The organism is Streptomyces sp. NPDC021019 (assembly GCF_044333295.1).
Lineage (GTDB): Bacteria > Actinomycetota > Actinomycetes > Streptomycetales > Streptomycetaceae > Streptomyces.
Map to the genome: position 1 here is coordinate 345,302 of NZ_JBIRQR010000005.1, position 18,288 is coordinate 363,589.

At 73.5% G+C, this 18,288-nt stretch carries 18 protein-coding genes; 4 read left to right on the plus strand and 14 right to left on the minus strand.

Going from position 1 to position 18,288, the window contains the following annotated elements; translation table 11 throughout:
- The first annotated feature begins 128 nt into the window (after positions 1 to 128).
- On the plus strand, positions 129 to 1,154 hold the full coding sequence (locus tag ACH4RG_RS26595; RefSeq protein WP_397924560.1) for a PRC and DUF2382 domain-containing protein: 1,026 nt from the start codon (positions 129 to 131) through the stop codon (positions 1,152 to 1,154).
- A 373-nt stretch (positions 1,155 to 1,527) separates the two neighbouring features.
- Here the strand turns inward: ACH4RG_RS26595 and ACH4RG_RS26600 are convergent, their stop codons facing one another.
- The 9 genes from ACH4RG_RS26600 to ACH4RG_RS26640 all read right to left on the minus strand — a co-directional run bounded on the left by ACH4RG_RS26600 (position 1,528) and on the right by ACH4RG_RS26640 (position 11,389).
- Positions 1,528 to 2,754: a beta-ketoacyl-[acyl-carrier-protein] synthase family protein gene (locus ACH4RG_RS26600; protein WP_397924558.1), complete on the minus strand. Its 1,227-nt coding sequence runs from the start codon at positions 2,752 to 2,754 to the stop codon at positions 1,528 to 1,530.
- On the minus strand, positions 2,751 to 3,026 hold the full coding sequence (locus tag ACH4RG_RS26605) for an acyl carrier protein (RefSeq protein WP_397924556.1): 276 nt from the start codon (positions 3,024 to 3,026) through the stop codon (positions 2,751 to 2,753). Before ACH4RG_RS26605 ends, ACH4RG_RS26600 begins: the two co-directional genes overlap by 4 nt.
- Before the next feature lie 105 nt (positions 3,027 to 3,131).
- Positions 3,132 to 5,141: an acyl-CoA dehydrogenase gene (locus ACH4RG_RS26610; protein ID WP_398540361.1), complete on the minus strand. Its 2,010-nt coding sequence runs from the start codon at positions 5,139 to 5,141 to the stop codon at positions 3,132 to 3,134.
- A 73-nt stretch (positions 5,142 to 5,214) separates the two neighbouring features.
- Entirely contained in the window at positions 5,215 to 6,471 is a 1,257-nt protein-coding gene (locus ACH4RG_RS26615) for a beta-ketoacyl-[acyl-carrier-protein] synthase family protein (protein WP_397924552.1), read from the minus strand.
- On the minus strand, positions 6,455 to 7,489 hold the full coding sequence (locus tag ACH4RG_RS26620) for a beta-ketoacyl-ACP synthase 3 (RefSeq protein WP_398540362.1): 1,035 nt from the start codon (positions 7,487 to 7,489) through the stop codon (positions 6,455 to 6,457). Before ACH4RG_RS26620 ends, ACH4RG_RS26615 begins: the two co-directional genes overlap by 17 nt.
- Positions 7,490 to 7,670: 181 nt before the next feature.
- Positions 7,671 to 8,603, minus strand: coding sequence for a carbohydrate kinase (locus ACH4RG_RS26625; RefSeq protein ID WP_398540363.1), 933 nt, complete (start codon positions 8,601 to 8,603; stop codon positions 7,671 to 7,673).
- Positions 8,587 to 10,053 carry an MFS transporter gene (locus ACH4RG_RS26630; protein ID WP_398540364.1) on the minus strand — a complete coding sequence of 489 codons (1,467 nt, stop codon included), beginning with the start codon at positions 10,051 to 10,053 and terminating at the stop codon, positions 8,587 to 8,589. The genes ACH4RG_RS26625 and ACH4RG_RS26630 overlap by 17 nt, the downstream gene beginning before the upstream one ends.
- The gene (locus tag ACH4RG_RS26635) at positions 10,050 to 10,727 is read right to left on the minus strand and encodes a helix-turn-helix domain-containing protein (RefSeq protein WP_398540365.1); all 678 of its coding nucleotides are present in this window, start codon (positions 10,725 to 10,727) and stop codon (positions 10,050 to 10,052) included. Before ACH4RG_RS26635 ends, ACH4RG_RS26630 begins: the two co-directional genes overlap by 4 nt.
- An 89-nt stretch (positions 10,728 to 10,816) precedes the next feature.
- A complete protein-coding gene (locus ACH4RG_RS26640; protein ID WP_397924544.1) occupies positions 10,817 to 11,389 on the minus strand; it encodes a PadR family transcriptional regulator in 573 nt (190 codons plus the stop codon).
- Between the two features lie 160 nt (positions 11,390 to 11,549).
- Here ACH4RG_RS26640 and ACH4RG_RS26645 point away from each other — a divergent pair, with 160 nt between their 5' ends.
- Entirely contained in the window at positions 11,550 to 11,975 is a 426-nt protein-coding gene (locus ACH4RG_RS26645; protein WP_397924542.1) for a nuclear transport factor 2 family protein, read from the plus strand.
- A gap of 70 nt (positions 11,976 to 12,045) precedes the next feature.
- Here ACH4RG_RS26645 and ACH4RG_RS26650 read toward each other — a convergent pair whose 3' ends face one another.
- Positions 12,046 to 12,918 (minus strand): ABC transporter substrate-binding protein, encoded by an 873-nt coding sequence (locus ACH4RG_RS26650; protein ID WP_398540366.1) that lies wholly within the window; start codon positions 12,916 to 12,918, stop codon positions 12,046 to 12,048.
- Positions 12,919 to 13,142: 224 nt separating this feature from the next.
- Between ACH4RG_RS26650 and ACH4RG_RS26655 the strand changes: the two genes are divergently transcribed.
- Positions 13,143 to 13,991 (plus strand): M12 family metallo-peptidase, encoded by an 849-nt coding sequence (locus ACH4RG_RS26655; protein WP_398540367.1) that lies wholly within the window; start codon positions 13,143 to 13,145, stop codon positions 13,989 to 13,991.
- 69 nt (positions 13,992 to 14,060) lie between these two features.
- On the opposite strand, the gene ACH4RG_RS26660 is transcribed toward ACH4RG_RS26655, so the two are convergent.
- On the minus strand, positions 14,061 to 14,666 hold the full coding sequence (locus ACH4RG_RS26660) for a TetR-like C-terminal domain-containing protein (RefSeq protein WP_398540368.1): 606 nt from the start codon (positions 14,664 to 14,666) through the stop codon (positions 14,061 to 14,063).
- 106 nt (positions 14,667 to 14,772) lie between these two features.
- Between ACH4RG_RS26660 and ACH4RG_RS26665 the strand changes: the two genes are divergently transcribed.
- Positions 14,773 to 15,783, plus strand: coding sequence for a zinc-binding dehydrogenase (locus tag ACH4RG_RS26665; RefSeq protein ID WP_398540369.1), 1,011 nt, complete (start codon positions 14,773 to 14,775; stop codon positions 15,781 to 15,783).
- Here ACH4RG_RS26665 and ACH4RG_RS26670 read toward each other — a convergent pair.
- The 3 genes from ACH4RG_RS26670 to ACH4RG_RS26680 all read right to left on the minus strand — a co-directional run bounded on the left by ACH4RG_RS26670 (position 15,761) and on the right by ACH4RG_RS26680 (position 18,196).
- A complete protein-coding gene (locus tag ACH4RG_RS26670; RefSeq protein WP_397924532.1) occupies positions 15,761 to 16,690 on the minus strand; it encodes a YihY/virulence factor BrkB family protein in 930 nt (309 codons plus the stop codon). The genes ACH4RG_RS26665 and ACH4RG_RS26670 overlap by 23 nt on opposite strands.
- 137 nt (positions 16,691 to 16,827) lie before the next feature.
- Complete coding sequence (locus tag ACH4RG_RS26675) at positions 16,828 to 17,145, minus strand: cupin (protein ID WP_397924530.1); 318 nt, start codon at positions 17,143 to 17,145, stop codon at positions 16,828 to 16,830.
- Positions 17,146 to 17,188: 43 nt separating this feature from the next.
- Entirely contained in the window at positions 17,189 to 18,196 is a 1,008-nt protein-coding gene (locus ACH4RG_RS26680) for a LacI family DNA-binding transcriptional regulator (RefSeq protein ID WP_398540370.1), read from the minus strand.
- Between the last annotated feature and the right edge of the window lie 92 nt (positions 18,197 to 18,288).

An 18,288-nucleotide genomic window follows, 5' to 3' on the forward strand; every position in this document is an offset into this window, starting at 1 on the left:
CTTCCGGGAGCCCCGATCCGGGCAAGGCGGGCGGTTGCAGCGTCCATGCGGGTGAGGCGCGATGGAATCCGGACGCGCCACCTCTGGTGGAGCCACCCACAGGGCGTGCCCGAGAGGAGGAATCGGTTATGGGAGCCGCTGACGGTTTCACGGATTCCGGAGAACTCGACGGTCTGACCGTGTACGACAACGACGGCGAGAAGGTCGGCAGTGTGGGCCGGGTGTACGTCGACGACGACACCGGCAAGCCCGACTGGGTCACGGTCAAGACCGGTCTGTTCGGCATGAAGGAGAGCTTCGTCCCGCTCGCCGGAGCCCGTCGGGTGGGCTCCGACCTGCACGTCGCGCATCCGAAGGACAGCGTCAAGGACGCACCGCGCGTGGACGCCGACGCACACCTCTCCGTGGCCGAGGAGGAGGAGCTGTACCGGCACTACGGCCTGACCAGGAAGTCCGGCAACCGGTCGCCGGGCATGGACGCGCCGACCGTCGCCGGGACCGGCGCGATGGGCGCGGCGGGCGCCGCCGGTGCGGCGGGCGCGGCCCGTGGGACCGGAACGGCCCCCGGCGCCAAGGCGACCGGGAAGGCAGACACGAGCGCCGGGATGGCCGGCGCGGGAACGACGGGAGCGGGCATGGCAGGAGCAGGCAGCGGTACGGGCAGGCACCGCGACACGGACGCCTCCGCACGCCCGCTGGCGGGCGCCGGCGCGGGCACGTCCCGGGCCGCCGACATGAGCGGCAGGGAGGAGCTGATCCGCTCCGAGGAGCAGCTGCACGTCGGCAAGGAGGAGTACGAGAGTGGCAAGGCGCGGCTGCACAAGTACGTGGTGACCGAGGAGGTCACCCGGACCGTGCCCGTGTCCCACGAAGAGGTACGTGTGGTCCGCGAACCGCTCCAGCCCGGTGCGAAGACCACCGGGACCACGGACTTCGGCGAGCAGGACGTCGAGGTCACGCTGCACGCGGAGCGTGCCACCGTACGGAAGGAAGCCGTGCCGGTGGAACGGGTCCGGCTGGAGACCAACCGGGTCACCGAGCAGAAGGAGGTCTCCGCCGAGGTCCGCAAGGAGAAGATCGACTACGCGGACGGCACGGAGATGGGCAAGGGCAAGGACGCCGGTGGCGAGTTCGGCCAGGGGCGACGCCGCTGACCGGCACTTCCCCAGGTGGCCGCACGGCCGCTCCCACGTCCTCGGCCGCCGGGCGGACTCGTTCCACGGGTCCGCCCGGCGGGCTGTCCGGCGCCGCCCGCGCTGAGCGGCGCGGCAGGAACCGGGCCGAGAAGCGCCCCTCGGGCCCGTCCGGGGCGACGACCGCCCTGACCCCGGTGTGCCAGGACCGCCCGGCGTGGCCGTCGAGCCCGGCGGCCGGCTGTCACGCGTCTTCGGGCAGGCCGGAGACGGTGCGTCGGGCGGCTGTGCGCGGGGCCGGTGCGGCGGGATCGACCCGCCGCACCGGCCCGGTGAAATCCGCCCGGGGGTCCATCAGCCCTTGGCTCACGGAGCCCGGGCCGCGGGGCCCGGGTTACGGAGCCTGGAGGGCGATCACCGCGTTCTGGCCGCCGAAGCCGAAGGAGTGGCTGACGGCTCGCCGTACGGGCACCTCGCGCGGGGCCTTGGTCACGCAGTCGATGTCGAACCCGGGCTCGGGGGCGTCCAGGTTCGCGATCGGGGGGACCACTCCGTGCTGGAGCGTGAGGATCGTCAGGCCGGCCTCGATGGCTCCGGCCGCCCCCATGCAGTGGCCCAGCACGCCCTTGGGGGCGGTGACGGGCGGCCGGTGCGGATAGGACCGGCCGATGAGGGCGGCTTCGGTGGCGTCGTTGAGGGGGGTCGACGTCCCGTGCGCGTTGACGTGGTCGACGTCCTCGGCACGCCAGCCCGCGTCGCGCAGCGCGGCGTCGACCGCCGCCCCCGCGACCTCCCCGGACGGGTGGGGGCTGGTGGGGTGATGGGCGTCGGTGGTGGCGCCCGCGCCCGCGATCAGCGCCCGGGGGACGGCTCCTCTCGCACGGGCGTCCGTCGCCCGCTCCAGGACCATGATGGCCGCGCCCTCGCCCATGACGATGCCGGCCCGGTCCGCCGCGAAGGGCCGGCAGAGACGGGCGGGGTCGCCGTCCCGCCGCAGCGCTGCCGCACCGGAGCGGGCGAAGCCGGTCATGGCGACCGGGAACACGATCGACTCGGTGGCCCCGGCGATGGCGATGTCGCACTGGCCCAGCGTCAGCATGTCCCGGGCCACCGACAGCGCGGTCACCCCGGACGAACAGGCCGTGCACGGGGCCAGGCTGGGACCGGTGGCCCCCATCCGGATGGCGATCTCGGCCGCGGGCATGCTCGGGATGGTCAGCAGGATGCCCGAGGGCGAGGTGGCTCCGGGGCCCCGCCGCTCCAGGGCGACGGCCTGCTCGGTGAGTCCGGCGGATCCTCCGCTGCTCGTGCCGACGACGACGGCGACCCGGGCGCCGTCCCAGCGCTCAGGGTCGAGCCCGGCGTCGGCGACCGCCTCCCGGGCGGCCAGGAGGGCGAACTTGACGTACCGGCCCATCCGGAACGCGGTCCGGCCGCCGACCGCGTCGTCGAGGTCGATGCCGGTGACCGTACAGGCGAAGTCGACTTCGCAGCCCAGTAGTCCGGGGACGGTGCGGGCGGGCGACGCGCCCGCGCAGACTCCGTCCCAGGTGGTGTCGGTGGTGTGGCCGACCGGGGTGATCATCCCCAGCCCGGTGACGGCGATGGCGGGTCGCTTCATCGGGTGTTGCTCACCGGCACAGTGGCCTCGGCCGCCGCACTGCCGACGGCCGCGTCGATGTACGCGGAGATGTCGGCCAGCGTGGCGTCCTTGTACAGCTTCTCCGAGTCCGCCTCGACGCCCAGGGTCTCCTTGATGACGACGGCGAACTCGGCGACCGCGAGGGAGTCCATCTCCAGGCTGTCCATCGTGGACTCCGGCAGGATCTCGGCGGCGGGCACCTTGAACGTCGCGGTCAGTACCTCGGTGATCTTGGGGTGGATGGTCTTCATGGTGGTTCCTCTCATCGGCGTCTCATCGGCCTGGCTTCGTCCCGCGCGGCGGGTGCGTGAACGCGACGGCCCGCCGCCCGATGTAACTGGATGACGATCCTCCGGTTACGCCTTCGGGCGAACCGATTCGTCTACGCTCACCTGCGGCTTCTCGAACCATCGGGAGAGCATGGAGGCGGTTCCCCAGTACGCCAGCAGGACCCCGCGTGTACCGAGCGCCGCCACCTTCTCGCGCAGCGGGCGCCGCCTGCTGCCACAGACGGGCCGCCGGAACTCCGCCGCGCGGCCTTGGATTCCCGTCCTGCGGCCCCGGTGCCAGGGCCCCTCGGGGTCGTCGTACACGTCCACGTAGCCGGGTCCGGCGATCGGCCAGTCCGACATCAGGCGCTCGGGGAGCGCGAAGGACTCCACCAGGGCGGGCGTGTGTTCGGCCACGACGGCGACCGCGTCCTCCACCGCGTCGGGCAGCGAGGTGACCTGATCGGCGGTCAGCCGTCCGGACGCGAGCAGGGCGCCGCTGTTGCGGGCGATCCATCGGAGCGCGAAGAGCCTACGCAGCTCGGACAGCCGTTCGCGCGCCGCGCCCTCGGGCAGGGAGGCGACGGCCTCGGCGTACGCTTCGTCCGCCTGCCGGTAGGCGTGCGCCTCGACCCCGCGCAGCGCGGCCGACGAGGCGGCGTTCCAGCGGCCGAGCGGGTCGCCGGGCGGGGCGGCGGCCATCCGTTCGCGGGCACGGGTGAACCAGAGGTCCTCCAACGCCGCGAAGAGACCGCCGAGGAAGGCGGGGTCGCCCGTGTCACCGGGGCCGCCCGCGGCCGGTTCCGGGGCGGTGGCACTGAACAGCATCTCGGCGGCGGCCTTGGCGTGCACGGCCAGGTTGTCGCCCTCGGCGGTGATCGCACCCTCGATGCCGGTGAACAGCTCGGTCATGCCGTTGTTCTCCAGGAGCCCCTGGGCGCCGCACCGTTCGCGGCACTCGACGATGACAGCGCGTGCCTGCCAGGTGATCCATCCCTTGGCGACGGCCACCAGACGCTCCGCCTCGTCCCGGTCGGTCTCCGGCGCCGACTCCCAGCGGTCCAGGGCCCTTCGGTGCAGCAGGCTCATCGCGTAGACAGTCGCCATCGCTCCGGCCAGCGGCCCGTGATGGGTGCGGTGCGCGTACACCGGGATCCGCCGCGCGGCGCGTGATCCGGAGATCATCCGGTGGCCGGCGTACCGGACGGCGATGGCCAGGGTGACCCGGGCGGATCCGACCGCGCAGGCGCTCATGGAGAGCTTGCCGGGGGTGACCCGGCCGATGGAGACGAGGAACCGCCTTCTGCGGTTCGGGACTTCGCTGCGGAAGTGGCCGTCGTCGTCGATCCGTCCCTGCTGTCCGGCGAGCAGCGCGTCACGCGGAACGAAACGGCGGTCGAAAGAGGTCAGGCAGTGGTCGACCGGGGAACCCATCCTGGCGGGCAGCCGCCGCACCCGGACGCCGGGCAGGGTGCGATGGGCGTCGGTGAGCGGGACGAGGAAGAGGAAGACCCCGTGGTCGGCGCCGTCGACGAGCAGCCGGGCCGCGACCACACCGGACTTGGGGCCTCCGGCGGGGCTGGTGTTGGGCATGAACTTCTGTGCCCCGGCGTGCGGGGTGTGCAGCACGAAGCCGTCGCGTTCCCGGTCGTAGGCCGCGGTCGTCTCGATGGCCGCCGCGTCGTTGCCGTGCTCCACCTCCGTACAGAGGAAGGTGCCCACACGCCGCAGGGCGAGGAAGTCCGACAAGTCGCGTAGTGTGCCCGCGTCGTGGTCGAGGAGGCTGCCGAGGAAGAGGTTGTAGTGGATGCCCGCCACGGTGGTCAGCGCCGGGTCGACGGGGCCGAGCCACTCGTGCAGGGCGGCCAGCGCCCGGGGGTCGGCGGCCAGTCTCGCGCCGCTGTCGAGCGCGTTGTTGAGGATCCGCAGCCGGTGGTAGGAGAGAGCGAGTCGTTCGTCGGGGGTGCCACCACCGGGACGGCGAAACGGCTCCGTTGTGAGCAGTCGGCGCCAGAACCCGTGCTCCTGGCGGAAGTTCGGTCCGAAGAGCACGGCGGTGAGCAGGTCGTTCGTGGACGGCGGGGCCGCGTCGTTCATGATTACGGTCACAACAAAGTAACGATCAAGGAACGGCGAGGACACCCTCGCCGTTCCGAAATACCCCTGTGGATCACGCGCGTTGGAAGGCGAGGGCGACGTTGTGGCCGCCGAAGCCGAAGGAGTGGCTCAGAGCCGTCTCGACCCGCTGCTGACGGGGCTCCTTCGTCACGCAGTCGAGCGGGAAGGCGTCGGGGAACGCGTCGAGGTTGGCGATCGGCGGGATGGTGGAACGTTCCAGCGTCAGGACGGTGGCCACCGCCTCGATCGCGCCCGCCGCCGCCAGGGTGTGCCCGACGACCCCCTTGGGCGCGGTCACCGGCGGCCGGTGCGGGAAGAGCCGGGAGATGAGGGTGGTCTCCATGGCGTCGTTGAGGGGTGTGGAGGTGCCGTGGGCGTTGATGTGGTCGACGTCGGACGGGGCCCAGCCCGCCTGGTCCAGTGCCGCCCGGACGGCCCGCTGGGCGCCGTACCCGTCGGGGGCCGGGGCGGTGGGGTGGTGGGCGTCCGTGCTGGAGCCGGCCCCGGTGAGCAGGGCACGCGGGCGGCCACCCCGGGCGCGGGCTCCCGTCTCGCGCTCCAGGACGAGCATGGCGGCGCCCTCGCCGATGACGAAGCCGTCCCGGTCGGCGGCGAACGGTCGGGACGCGCCGGCCGGGTCGTCGGTGCGGGTGGAGAGCGCGCCCATCCGGGCGAAGGCGGTGACCACCAGCGGGGTCAGCACCGACTCCGCGCCGCCCGCCACCACCACGTCGCAGCTGCCGCCGAGCAGCAGGTCGCGGGCGACGGCGACGGCGGTGGCCCCGGAGGCGCAGGCGGTGGCGGGGGCGAGGCTGGGACCGCCCGCCTTCAGCGCGATGGCGACCTCGCCCGCCGCCGCGTTGGGGATCATCATCGGTACGAGCAGCGGGGAGACCGCCTCGGGGCCCGAGGCCGCCAGCTTGGCCGCGTTGTCCACCAGGACGGAGACGCCGCCGACGCCGACGCCGAGGACCACCCCGACCCGGCTGCCGTCCCACCGTGCCGGGTCGAGGCCGGCGTCGGCGACGGCCTGCCGGGCGGCCACCAGTGCCAGCTTCACGAACCGGGCCATCCGCCACACCGAGCGGCCGCCCACGGCCGCGTCCAGGTCGATGCCGTCGACCGGGCAGGCGAAGTCGACCGGCAGACCGGCCAGTTCCTCGCACCGCCGGGCGGTGGAGTGCCCGGAGCACAACCTCTCCCAGAAGCTGTGCTCGTCCGCCCCTGCGGGTGTCACCAGGCCGACCCCTGTCACCGCGATGGCGGTGTCGGCTCCGGCCTCGGTGCCCTGATCAGCGGGGAGCGACATGCTGTGTTCCTTCCGTAGAATCCGTGGAAATGGTCCCCGGGGTCCCCGGCCAGCGAAGTGCCGCCGAACCCCAGGTCAGTCCGCCCCCGAAGGCGGTGAGCAGCACCCGGTCGCCGGAGCGGAGGCGGCCTCGGCCCGCCGCGTCGGCCAGGGCCAGCGGGATGGAGGCGGCGCCGGTGTTGCCGACCCGCTCCACATGGGTGACGCAGCGCTGCGGCGCGATGCCGACCCGCTCCGCGACGGCGTGCAGGATCCGGGCGTTGGCCTGGTGCGGCACGAAGCGGTCGACCTCGGCCGGGTCCCAGCCGACCCGGTCCAGTAGCGTCCGGCAGGAGCCGGTCATCCGCTCGACGGCGTGCTGGTAGACGGTGCCGCCCTGCATGCGGAAGAACCCGTCGTCCGGGGCCGACGGCTTTCCGCCCGCCCGTGCGCGGGCCCCGCCGCCGGGGACGGTGATCAGGTCGTAGCCCGTGCCGTCGCTGCCCAGGTCGAACGCGAGCAGTTCCCCGGGGTCGCCCCAGCGCCCCGCCGCCACCAGGGCGGCGCCCGCCCCGTCGCCGAAGACGACGCCCGCCGAGCGGTCGGCCGGGTCCAGCCAGGTCGAGTAGACGTCGGCGCCGACCAGCAGGACCCGGTCGTAGAGGCCCGAGGCGACCAGCCCGTGGCAGACGGCGAGTCCGTAGACGAAGCCGCTGCACACGGCGGCGATGTCCAGGGCCGGTACGGTGCCGAGCCCGAGCCGGGCCGCCAGCGCGGGGGCGGTGCCCGGACAGAGGTGGTCGGGGGTGGCGGTGGCGAGGACCACCGCGTCCACCTCCCGCGCCGCCGGGTCGCGGGCCAGCAGCCGGGAGGCCGCCTCGTAGGCGAGGTCCCCGGTGGCGACACCTGGTCCGGCGCGGTGCCGGCTGCCGATGCCGGTACGGCGGCGGACCCAGGCGTCGTCGACGTCCCAGTCCGCGGGCAGCCGGTCGTTGCCGACCGGCTCCCCCGGCACCCATCCCGCCACGCTCTCCAGCACCGCCGTGCGCGCCCCTGCCCCTAAGACGCCCGCCTGGTTCCCCGGCTCCGTACCGCTGTCGGCCACCCGTCGCCTCGCCACCCGTCGCCCCGATCCCGTTGTCGTACTGCATCCGGTTGACGAACGGCGGAACGTCTGACGAGGGTGCGTTCGACTGCGCCGAACGGGTCATGACGTGGCGTCAGATGGTGGCGAGCGCCTCGCGGAGCTCGTCCGCGCCGGGCGGGTTGGCCCCGGCCCGGGAGACGGTCACGGCGGCGGAGGCGACCGCGTGGCGCAGGACGTCGGTGACGGTGCCCCGGTCCACGGTGTGCAGCCGGTCGCGGGCGTCGGGGCCGAGGAGGCCGTACGCGGCGAGGGCGTGGAGCGTCCCCGACATGAACGCGTCGCCCGCGCCGACGGTGTCGACGACGTCGACCGGCAGCGCTTCGGCGACGGCACGGCCGCCGGCGAACAGGGCGAACGCGCCCGCCCCGCCCCGGGTGACGAGGACGAGTGCGGGGCCGGCGCCGAGCCACCGCTCGGCCACCTGCTCCGGCTCCTCGTCCGGGTACAGCCACCGCAGGTCCTCGTCGCTGGCCTTCACCACGTCGCTCAGCGCGACGCAGCGTTCGACGCGGGTCAGGGCCCGGGCGCGCTCTCCCATCAACTCGGGCCGCATGTTGGGGTCGTAGCTGACGGTGGCGCCGGCCCGCAACGACTCCACGACGGCCAGGACCGTCGCGGCCCCGGGCTCGACGACGGCCGCGATCGAGCCGGTGTGCACGTGGAGCGGCGCCCGGTCGAGCACCACCGGACCCAGGGCCCAGGCCACCTCGAAGGCGTACGTGGCGTGCCCGTGGCCGTCGAGGGTGACGGCCGCCGACGGGGTGGGGCCGGTGGCGTCGTCGGTGCGGACCTCGACGCCGGCGGCGGCCAGGTGGTCCCGGATGAGCCTCCCGTGGGCGTCCGGTCCCAGCTGGGTGAGGAGGGTGGTGTCGTGGCCGAGGCGGGCCAGGCCGTACGCGACGTTCGCGGGGCTGCCGCCCGGGTGGACGCGGTCGGGCTCCTCCGGCAGCCGGACGACGTCGGCGACGCATTCGCCGATGACCAGCGGATCAAAGCGGTCGGGCATGAGGGCGGGTCTCCTGTGTTGCCGTGTCGGGGAGTTGTCCGGCGGTGCCGCCGCTCGCCTGCGCGGTGGTCGGCGAAGACGGCGTGCTCTCCGGGGAAAGCTCGTCAGTGCCGCGCCGATCCGGCCGGAGGAGCGGCTTCGCGGGGGCGGCCCGGCGGAGCCAGAGGAGGGCTGCGGCCAGCACGGCGGTGGCGGCCGACAGCCAGGGCAGCGGGCCCGGCGGCAGGGTGCCGGCGGCCAGTCCGGCGCCGGCGGCGACCAGTTGCAGGGAGAGCGACTGGACGGAGAGGGCGGTGGCCCGGCCCGAGGCGTCGACCCGGCGGTGCAGCAGGTCGTTCTCGTTGGGGCCCGCGGCTCCGAGGCCCAGGTACACCAGTCCGTAGCCGGTGACGGCGGTCGCCGTGGCGAGGGGGCTCATCGAGCGCGCGGTGAGGCCGAGCAGGGTCAGGCCCAGCGTCACCAGGCCGAGGCTTGCGAGCACCGCGCGCTCACTGCCGCCGGCGAACCGGGCGACGAGCGGGGCGAGTTGACTGCCCAGGGCGTGGCAGAGGTATCCGGTGCAGGCGAGCCCCGCGAAGACCAGGGCCCCGGACTCGGCCGTTCCCATGAGGGCGGCGGCCCGGCCGGGGGTGAGCAGTTCGAGGGCCGCGAGCGCGGCGCCCGCGGCGCTGGCGGTCAGCAGGATGCGCCGGATCAGGGCGTCCCGGGCGCCGAGCCGGAGACCGGCGGCGATGGCGGCGGGGACTCCGCCCACGACGCCCCGCACACCGGTCCGGGGCCGGGGCGGTTCGGTCAGGGCGCTCAGCACGTAGAGCACGAAGACGACCTCGACCAGCGCGCCGAGCAGGGCGGGCACGGACAGCAGGATCACGAGCCCGCCGGTCGCGTCGGCCAGCCCTTCCGCCAGGCCTGGGACGAGGCCGAGCAGCCAGGGCAGCCCGCCGCCGAGCAGGGTGCCGAGCGCGAGGGCGGCCGAGGTCGCGGAGCCGCCGCGCGCCAGCCCCGTACGCAGATCGGCGCCGGGTCCCGCGTGGGCGTGGACGGTGTCGACGTACCAGGCCTCGGCGGGACCGCTGGACAGGGCGCGGGCCAGGCCCATCAGCCCCATGCCGAGAGCGATGGCCCAGCCGGCCGCACCGAGGCCGATGAGGGTGAAGGCGGTCAGGTTGAGCAGCCCGGCGATGGCCAGGACGGGGCGTCGTCCGATGACGTCGGAGAGGCCGCCGGTGGGCAGTTCCATCGCGGCGGCCGTGAGGGAGTGAACGGCGTAGAAGCCGGCGATGGCGGCGAGGCCCATGCCCCGTTCGGTGAAGAGGAGCACTCCCGTCGCGATGGACATGCCGATGGGGAGCCAGAAGAGGAAGGAGGCCGTGACGAAGCGGCGGCGCGCGGTCGCCTCGTCCGGCCCGTGCCCCGGCACGGGGAGGGCGACGACCGGCGCGCCGGTCATGAGGCGTCTCCGGCAGCGTGGACGTCCGGGGCTCCGGCGTCCGGGGCACCGGGTCCGGCGGGGGCGTCCGCCTGTTTCTGACCGCCCACCGGCTCCGGGGCCAGCGGCAGCCCGACGGCGAACAGGACGACCTGCTCGGCCCGGGGGTTCCCGGCGTCGCGGGCGGTCAGTTCGTCGGCCTTCGCCCAGACCACCTCCCACAGCTCGGCGAGGGACTCCGGGGTCAGCCGGGATATCCGGTCGTCGAGGGTCGACGGCTCCTGCCATTCCCTTCCCAGCCGGCCGCTCTCCAGGTCCGCCTCGTGGCGGTCCAGGGACCGCTGGAGGTGCTCGACCTGCCGACGGCGCAGGACGCTGAGGATCGTGCTGCCACCGGGGCTGCGGTGCATCGCCTCGTTGCTCACCGAGGTGATGTCGTGCACGGACTTCCAGCGCCGCTCCCGGCTGTCGCGGTGTTCGGCCTCGGTGACGAACGCGTATTTGGCGAGCACCCTCAGGTGGTAGCTGGTGGAGGCCGAGGACTCCCCCGTCCTGGCCGCGAGCTCGCTGGCGGTGGCCGGGCCGTGCTGCCGCAGCAGTCCGAGCAGGGTGAGGCGCAGGGGGTGGGTGAGGGCCTTCAGGGCGGCCCCGTCCTGCGCCGGATCGAGTACGCGGCGACCGTCTTCGCTGTCCATGACATCAGCGTAGGACGACAGGGACACTTTCCCAAAGTATTTTTGCAGAATATTTTTTGGAAACTTGCGAGGCCCCCGAGCGACGCCCCTCAGGACCCGGGTGCGCCGGCCTCCCGCCGCGCCCGGAGAACCTCCACGACGTCCCGGCACCAGTCACGGTTGGCCCGTTCGAAGTCCCGCCCCCGTCGGCAGGTGAGGTACGGACCGACGCGCGGGCCGTGGAGCAGGAACTCCGCCTCGCCGCGCTCCCCGCGCATCGTGCGCAGCTGCTCCTCGAACAGCGTGGCCTTGGCCTCGGCGAACGCGTACCGCTCGGTGAGCCGCTCGATCAGCGCGTCGGTGTCGAGGTGGTCGGCGGCCTGGACCAGGACCAGCAGGTCCTCCCGCAGGAACGAGGGCTTGGCGGCGGCGGACGCGAAGTTCTCCAGCTCGGCCAGCCCCTCGCCGGTGACGTGGAACAGCCGTTTGTTGGGACGCGCCTCCTGGACGACCTCGCGGCCGACGACCAGCCCCTCCTTCTCCAGCTTGGCCAGCTCCGCGTAGACCTGCTGCGGCAGGGCGTGCCAGAAGTTCGCGACGCCCGTCGCGAACGCCTTCGTCACCTGGTAGCCACTCAGCTCCTCGTCGAGCAGTGCCGCCAGCACCGCGTGGCGCAACGCCATCGGACCGTCTCCCTCTCCACCGGGGCCGGGCGCATCCCCGCCCACCCCTGTCCGGAACACCGGCCTTCATGATAGTCATGAAAGTGACTAGTCACTTTCATGACTATGCCAGCTCGCCGCGTGCCCCTGGGCGAGGACGCGTCTCATTCCTGGAGGACACATGACCACCGCAGTGGACCGTTTCCGCGCCGCCGTCGACCGTCGCGACCTCGACGCCCTGGACGATCTGTTCACCGAGGACATCCGGCTCTACAGCCCGGTGAAGTTCACCCCGTTCGAGGGCAGGCCGATGGTGCTGGGTCTCTTCGGGGTCCTGCTGCGCACCTTCGAGGACTTCCGATACGTCGGTGAGTTCGCGGGCGCCTCGCAGACGAGCGCCGACGGGACCGAGGCCCCGTCGGCGGTCCTGCTCTTCCGTGCGACGGTCGGCGGCCGGGAGATCCACGGCATCGACCTGCTGCATCTGGACGGCGACGGACGGATCAAGGAGTTCACCGTGATGGTCCGCCCGCAGTCCGCCGTCCAGGCACTGGGCGACGCCGTGCTGACCGGCCTGGTCGCCGACGGCCTCGTCCCGGCCCCGTAGCCACGCCCGGCACTCCCGGGTACGCCGGTAGCCGCACCCCTCATCCGCCGCCCGGTGACAGCCCTCCGGCTCAGCTCGCCCGCGCCGCCTCCAGGGCGTCCGCGACCAGGCCCAGGAACCGGGCGTGGTCGCGGGGCCCGTAGAGGGGCTCGGGGTTCCACGGGACGACGGGCGTCGACACGCCCTCACTCCCCCGCAGCTCCTCCAGCGGGGCCGCGTGGGCGCGGATGTCGGTCAGGATCACCTCGGGGCGCAGCGCGAAGGTGTCGGAGCGGTCGAGCGTGGACCAGTTGGCCCCCGGGCCCTCGGCCGGCTCCACGACCTGGACGCCCAGTTCGGTGAGCACCCGCAGCTCGGGCCACATACCGGGGCGCGCGACATGCGCCCGGTCCGGGCCGGCCGGAGAGAGGGCGAGCACCCGCGGCGCTTCGGCGGACGTGCTGGCGGCCACGGAGCGCAGCCGCTCCCGGGCGGCGTCGAGGTCCCGGCCGGCGTCCGGCCGGGCCGTGGCGCCGAGCGAGCGGGCCAGTTCGGCGAACCGCCCGCCGATCTCACCGAACGTACGGGCCTGGCTGACGTCGAGGACGACCACCGGAACCCTCTCCTCCAAAGGCTTGGCCGTCTCGGGGGGCAGCCCGTAGACATGGCCGCCGCCGTAGCTGACGGCCACCACGAGGTCCGGTCCGGCGCTCAGCAGCCGCTCGACGTCCAGGGCCGCTCCCGCACCGACGTACGCGACCTCGCCCAGCGGCAGGGTCCCGGTCTTCGCCCTGTCGGGGTCAGGTCCGTCGTGGTCGGAGCCGAAGATCCCCACCGGCCGGATTCCGAGGTCCCACAGAGTGGCCCCGGCCTGGACGTAGGCCAGCACCCGCCCGGGCGGCCGGGGCGCCGTCGACTGCTGCCCCCGGTCGTCGGAGAACCGCCATTCGCTCTGCTCCGTCACGTCACACACGCCCCTCTGCCACCGACTGCCGTTCCCTTCGTGCGAGTTCGCACACGTGTACCTGCCCACCTCCTCGCTGCCACACCCCTCCGGCCAGGGAACAAACGGCCGTCAACCGAGTTCGGGGACGGCGGGCAACCTTCGTCACGGAGTGTTAGAAATGAGGAACCCTCAGCCATCGGGCGGCACACCCGCCGCCCCCTTTCGGACGGAGTCAACTCCCCATGCGCGCGACCCTTTTGAAGGCAGCCCTGGCCGTCGGCGTCGGCGCATCGCTCAGTGCGGCCCCGGCGGAAGCCCCGGCCGCGGCAGGGGCCGCGACACGTCCGGCGGCGGGAGCGTCGAGGGCGGCGGCGTGTCCCGTGGTCGACGTGCTGGCCGTCTTCACACCCAAGGCGGCGAAGCGGGCCGGCGGCGAGCATCGGGTTCCCTCATCGGCCCAGGAGATCGCGACGCGGATGAACCGGTCCCTGGCGGCGGGCGGGCTCTGCGGCGCCATCCGGGTCGTCCACCCGTACACGGCGACCGACTACGCGGGCTCGGAGGAGTTCCATGCCGCGCACTCCACCCTCAAGGACCACTCCGTGGGGCTCGGACGCCAGGTGCACGAGCAGCGGGCGCGATACGGCGCCGATCTGGTCACGCTCGTCGTGGACCGGGAGGAGCGGGGCGGCGGCACCGCGGACTACACGCCCGTACTCGACGGCTCCACGGACGAGTACGCCTACGCGGTCGTCGAGGTCGACGGCATCCGCCTGCATTCGGCGAGCCACGAGATCGGCCACAATCTGGGCCTCGCCCACGACCGCACGACACTGGCGGGCAACACGGACGGTTCGATGAGCGTGAGCCGCAACCGTCCGTACAACACCGGCTGGATCACCGAGGACGGCAACCACTACACGATCATGGCGTACCGCTCCGCGTGCGGGGACCACTGCCGGCGGATCAGCCGGTTCTCCAGCGCGACGGAGACATGGAAGGGTCACCGGCTGGGTGACGCCGACAACGACGGCGTACGGGTGCTGCGCGAGACGATGCCGATCGTCGCCGGATACCGCGACAGGCGCTGACCCGGCGGCCCCTCGGGGCATCACGGCGCACCCGGGCACGGCCGCATCCGTAACGCCTCTCGGGGGGTGTCAGCCGTGGGCGACGCGTCTGTCGCGGGGGCGCGCACCGTCGAGCGTCAGGTCCACGATCCGGCGCGCGAGCCCCCTGTCCAGCGGCACCCCGGTCAGCAGGACCCGGGCGAACAACGGCCCCGCCAGGATCTCCGCCACCAGCCGGGCGTCGGTGTCCGGGGCCAGTTCGCCACGCTCGACACCGCGCCGCACGATGTCCTCGCCCCGCTCCAGCCGGGCGTCCCAGTACGGCAGACGTTCCGCCTCGACGGACCCCGCGTCGGGGGAGGCGCCGAGGTGGAGCAGGGCCGCGCCCTGCGGCGAGGCGAGATAGTCCGAGACCGCCGACATCAACTCGGTCAGGTCCTGGCGCACGTCCCCCGTGTCGGGCTCGGGCAGCGCCGCGTCGGCGTGCGAGCCGAGGGCGTCCAGCAGCAGGTTCTCGCGGGTCTTCCACCGGCGGTACACAGAGGTCTCGTGCACTCCCGCCGCCCTGGCCACCGCGGCGACCGTGGTGCCGGTGAGCCCTTCCGACGCGAGCAGGTCGACGGTGGCCGCCAGGACGGCCTGCCGCATGCGTTCGCCCCGGCGGCGCAGCGGCGCGGGGCTCTTCTCCGTGGTCACCCCCGAACCGTATCGCGAGGCTACTTGCTTTACCGGCAGGCCAGGCCTACGTTTCAAAGCAAGGCGACTTGCGATAGGCCGCCGATCCGAACCGTAAGGACCCGTCATGGAACGCATGCGCGCAGCGCGTCTGCACCTGCCCAGCCGCACCCTCGCCCTGGAGGAGGTGGACAGGCCCGTGCCCGGTCCCGGCGAAGTGCTGGTGAAGGTCGAGGCGGCGGGGGTCTGCCTCTCCGACGTGCACCTCGTCGACGGCACGCTGAGCCCGCTGTATCTGGAGGGGGACACGGTCACCCTGGGCCACGAGGTGGCCGGGACCGTGGCGGAGCCGGGTCCGGACGTCACCGGCTGGTCGCCCGGCACCAGGGTGGTGCTCCAGGCGGGCGAGCAGCGCCGGGGCCGGACGCACACCCGTGGCGTCGACTACGACGGCGGCTGGGCCGAGTACGCCCTCGCCACCGCCTCGACCCTCGTCGCCCTGCCCGGTGCCCTCCCCTTCGAGCAGGCGGCGATCATCCCGGACGCGGTCTCGACGCCCTGGGCGGCGGTGACCGCCACCGGTGACGTCCGGGCGGCGGAGGCCGTGGGCGTCTGGGGCGCGGGCGGTCTCGGCGCGCACGCCGTGCAGTTGCTGCGGGCGGTGGGCGCGCATCCGGTCGTCGTGGTGGACCCCGCTCCGGCGGCCCGGCGGCGGGCCCTGGAGTTCGGGGCCGACCTGGCGCTGGACCCCGCCGATCCACTGGTCCGCGAGAAGGTCCTCGGGGCGACGGGCGGCGTGGGCCTGGTGGCGGCGTTCGACTTCGCCGGGGTCTCCGCGGCCCGCGAACAGGCACTGACCACGCTGGCCCCGAAGGGACGGCTGGTGCTGGTGGGGTTGACCGACCAGCCGTTGACCGTCGCCCGCCCCACCCTGTTCAGCTACCTCCAGCACCGCGTCCTGGGCCACTACGGATCGGAGGGGCACCATGTGGAACAGCTCGTCCGGCTCGCCGAGGGCGGCCGGCTGGACTTCTCCCGGTCGATCACCGACGTCCTGCCCCTGGAGGACGCGGCGGCGGCCGTGCGAAGGATGGAGACCAAGGAGGGCGACCCGGTCAGGATCGTTCTGCGGCCGTGACGGGCTCCCCGCCGTGGGCGCCGGCCCCCCGCTCCGGCTCGGGCCGCCGCAGCTCCACGTTGAACTGGGCTCCGGCCAGCAGCGAGAGGTTGGCGAACCAGACCCAGATGAGGAAGACGACGAGCCCGGCGAGCGATCCGTACAGCCTGCTGTAACTGCCGACCTGGGTCGCGTAGAGAGCGAACAGCGCCGACGCGGTGAGCCAGCAGAAAGCGGCGAGGATCCCCCCGGGCAAGCCCCGGCGGACACCGCGCGCGGAGCGGGGCCCGGTACTGAAGAGGACCATGATCAGGCAGGCCACGAGGAAGACCAGAAGCGGCCACTTCAGCGTCGCCCACAGGGTCTCCCCCTCGTGCGGCAGGCCGATGCGGCGGCCCAGCCAGCGGGCCACCGGACCGGTCATGACGAGGGCGAAGGCACTGGTCATCAGCAGGAGGAGCAGGCCGATCGCGGAGACGACGATGATGTGTGCCTGTCGCAGGGGCGGGCGCGTGTCCCGGACGCCGTGCATGGCGTGCATCGCCCGGCGGAAGACCGCGAGATAGCTGCACGCGGACCACACGGCACTCACGGACCCGGTGGCGACGAGCAGCCGGACGGCGGAGCGCTGTTCGGTCGCCGCCTCCAACGGCCTGCGCAACGCCTCGCCGGACTCGGCCGGCGCGAACGCGGTGATGTCGGCGATCAGGGCGCCGGTCGCGTCGGGGTTGGCCAGCCCGATCACGGAGACGGTGACCAGGAGCGCCGGGAGCAGGGCGAGGATGGCGTAGTACGTCAGGGCGGCGGCCCAGTCGGTGACGTCGTCGTTCCACAGCGAGACCGGAGTACGCCGCAGAGCGGCGCCCCAGCGGCGGGGCAGGGCGGCGGGGGCGGTGCTTTCCGCGGCGGACGTGGTCTGGGGGGACAAGCTGGTACTCCGGGGACGTGGACGGACGCGGCGAGCGGCGTGACCTGTCCGTTTCCGGACGCGGTGACTCCACTCGATCCTCTCCTGCCACGTCGCGGCCGAAGCACACCCACCCCGGACCGCGCGCCCCGGCCGGATCAGTCGTTGACGGCCGTGAGCAGGACCACCGCGTCCTGGAGCGCCAGCAGCCCATGCCGTTCCCGCGGGATCGGGTGCAGGGTCCCGGACGGCAGCTCGGCGTCCCCGGAGGCGGCGGTGAGACGGACGCTGCCGCGCAGCACCAGGAGCGAGGCCGCGGGCGGCGCGTTGTGCTCGTCGAGCGCCGTTCCCTCGGTGAGGGCGATCACCGTCTGCCGCAAGGGGTGCTGCTGGAGCAGGAGGTGGGCGCTGCGGCCGTGCGCGGAGGCGCGGGCCGCGGTCAGGTGTTCCTCGGCGAGTGCGTTGAGGTCGTCCATGTGCCCACTGTGCCGCAGCCGCGACGGCGCCGCGATCCCGGGGTCAGCGGGGCGCCTTCGCGGTGGAGCCCCGTACCACCAGCTCGGGCTCGAACAGCAGCTCGTCCGGGGGGACCGACCCGCCCTGGATGCCGGCGCAGAGCAGTTCGACGGCGGCCCGGCCCATGGCCTCGATGGGCTGACGGATCGTGGTGAGCGGGGGGTCGGTGCAGTTCAGGAACGCCGAGTCGTCATAGCCGACGACCGAGATCTCCGACGGCACCCCGAGGCCGCGCCTGCGGGCCGCCCGCACCGCGCCGAGGGCCAGCGGATCGCTGGCGCAGACGATGCCGGTGACTCCGCGCTCCAGCAGCCGGGAGGCCGCGGCCTGCCCGCCCTCCAGGGAGAACATCGAGCGCTCGACGTGCTCCTCGGCCAGCTCCCCGCCGGTGGCCGCCGCGACGGACCGGGCGGCCGCGAGCTTGCGGCGGGAGGGCACATGGTCCGAGGGGCCCATCACCACGCCGATGCGCTCGTGGCCGAGGGAGGCCAGGTGGCGCCAGGCCCGCTCGATCGCGACGGCGTCGTCGCAGGAGACGCAGGGGAAGTCCAGCCCTTCTATGGGGGCGTTGATCAGCACGACGGGGATGCGGCGTTGGGCGAGCCGGTGGTAGTGCTCATGGGCCTCGTCGGCCTGCGCGAAGAGACCGCCGGCGAAGACCACCCCGGAGACCTGCTGCTGGAGCAAAAGGTCCACGTAGTCCGCTTCGGAGACTCCGCCCTTGGTCTGGGTGCACAGCACGGAGGTGAGCCCCTGCTGGGCGAGGGAGCCGCCGATCACCTCGGCGAAGGCGGGGAAGATCGGGTTCTGCAGTTCGGGCAGGACGAGGCCGACGAGCCGGGCGCGCTCGCCCCGCAGTTGGGTGGGCCGCTCGTAGCCGAGGACGTCCAGGGCGGTCAGCACGGACTGCCGGGTGGTCCGGGACACCCCGGGCTTGCCGTTGAGCACCCGGCTCACCGTGGCCTCGCTGACCCCAACCTTCTTGGCAACCTGAGCAAGTCGTCGCGTCATGCCGCAAGACTAGCGCAAGCAGCGCAAACAATTGACTTATCCATGCAAGATGTGCACGCAAAAGGGGCGCCTCTCTGTCGTCGAGAGGCGCC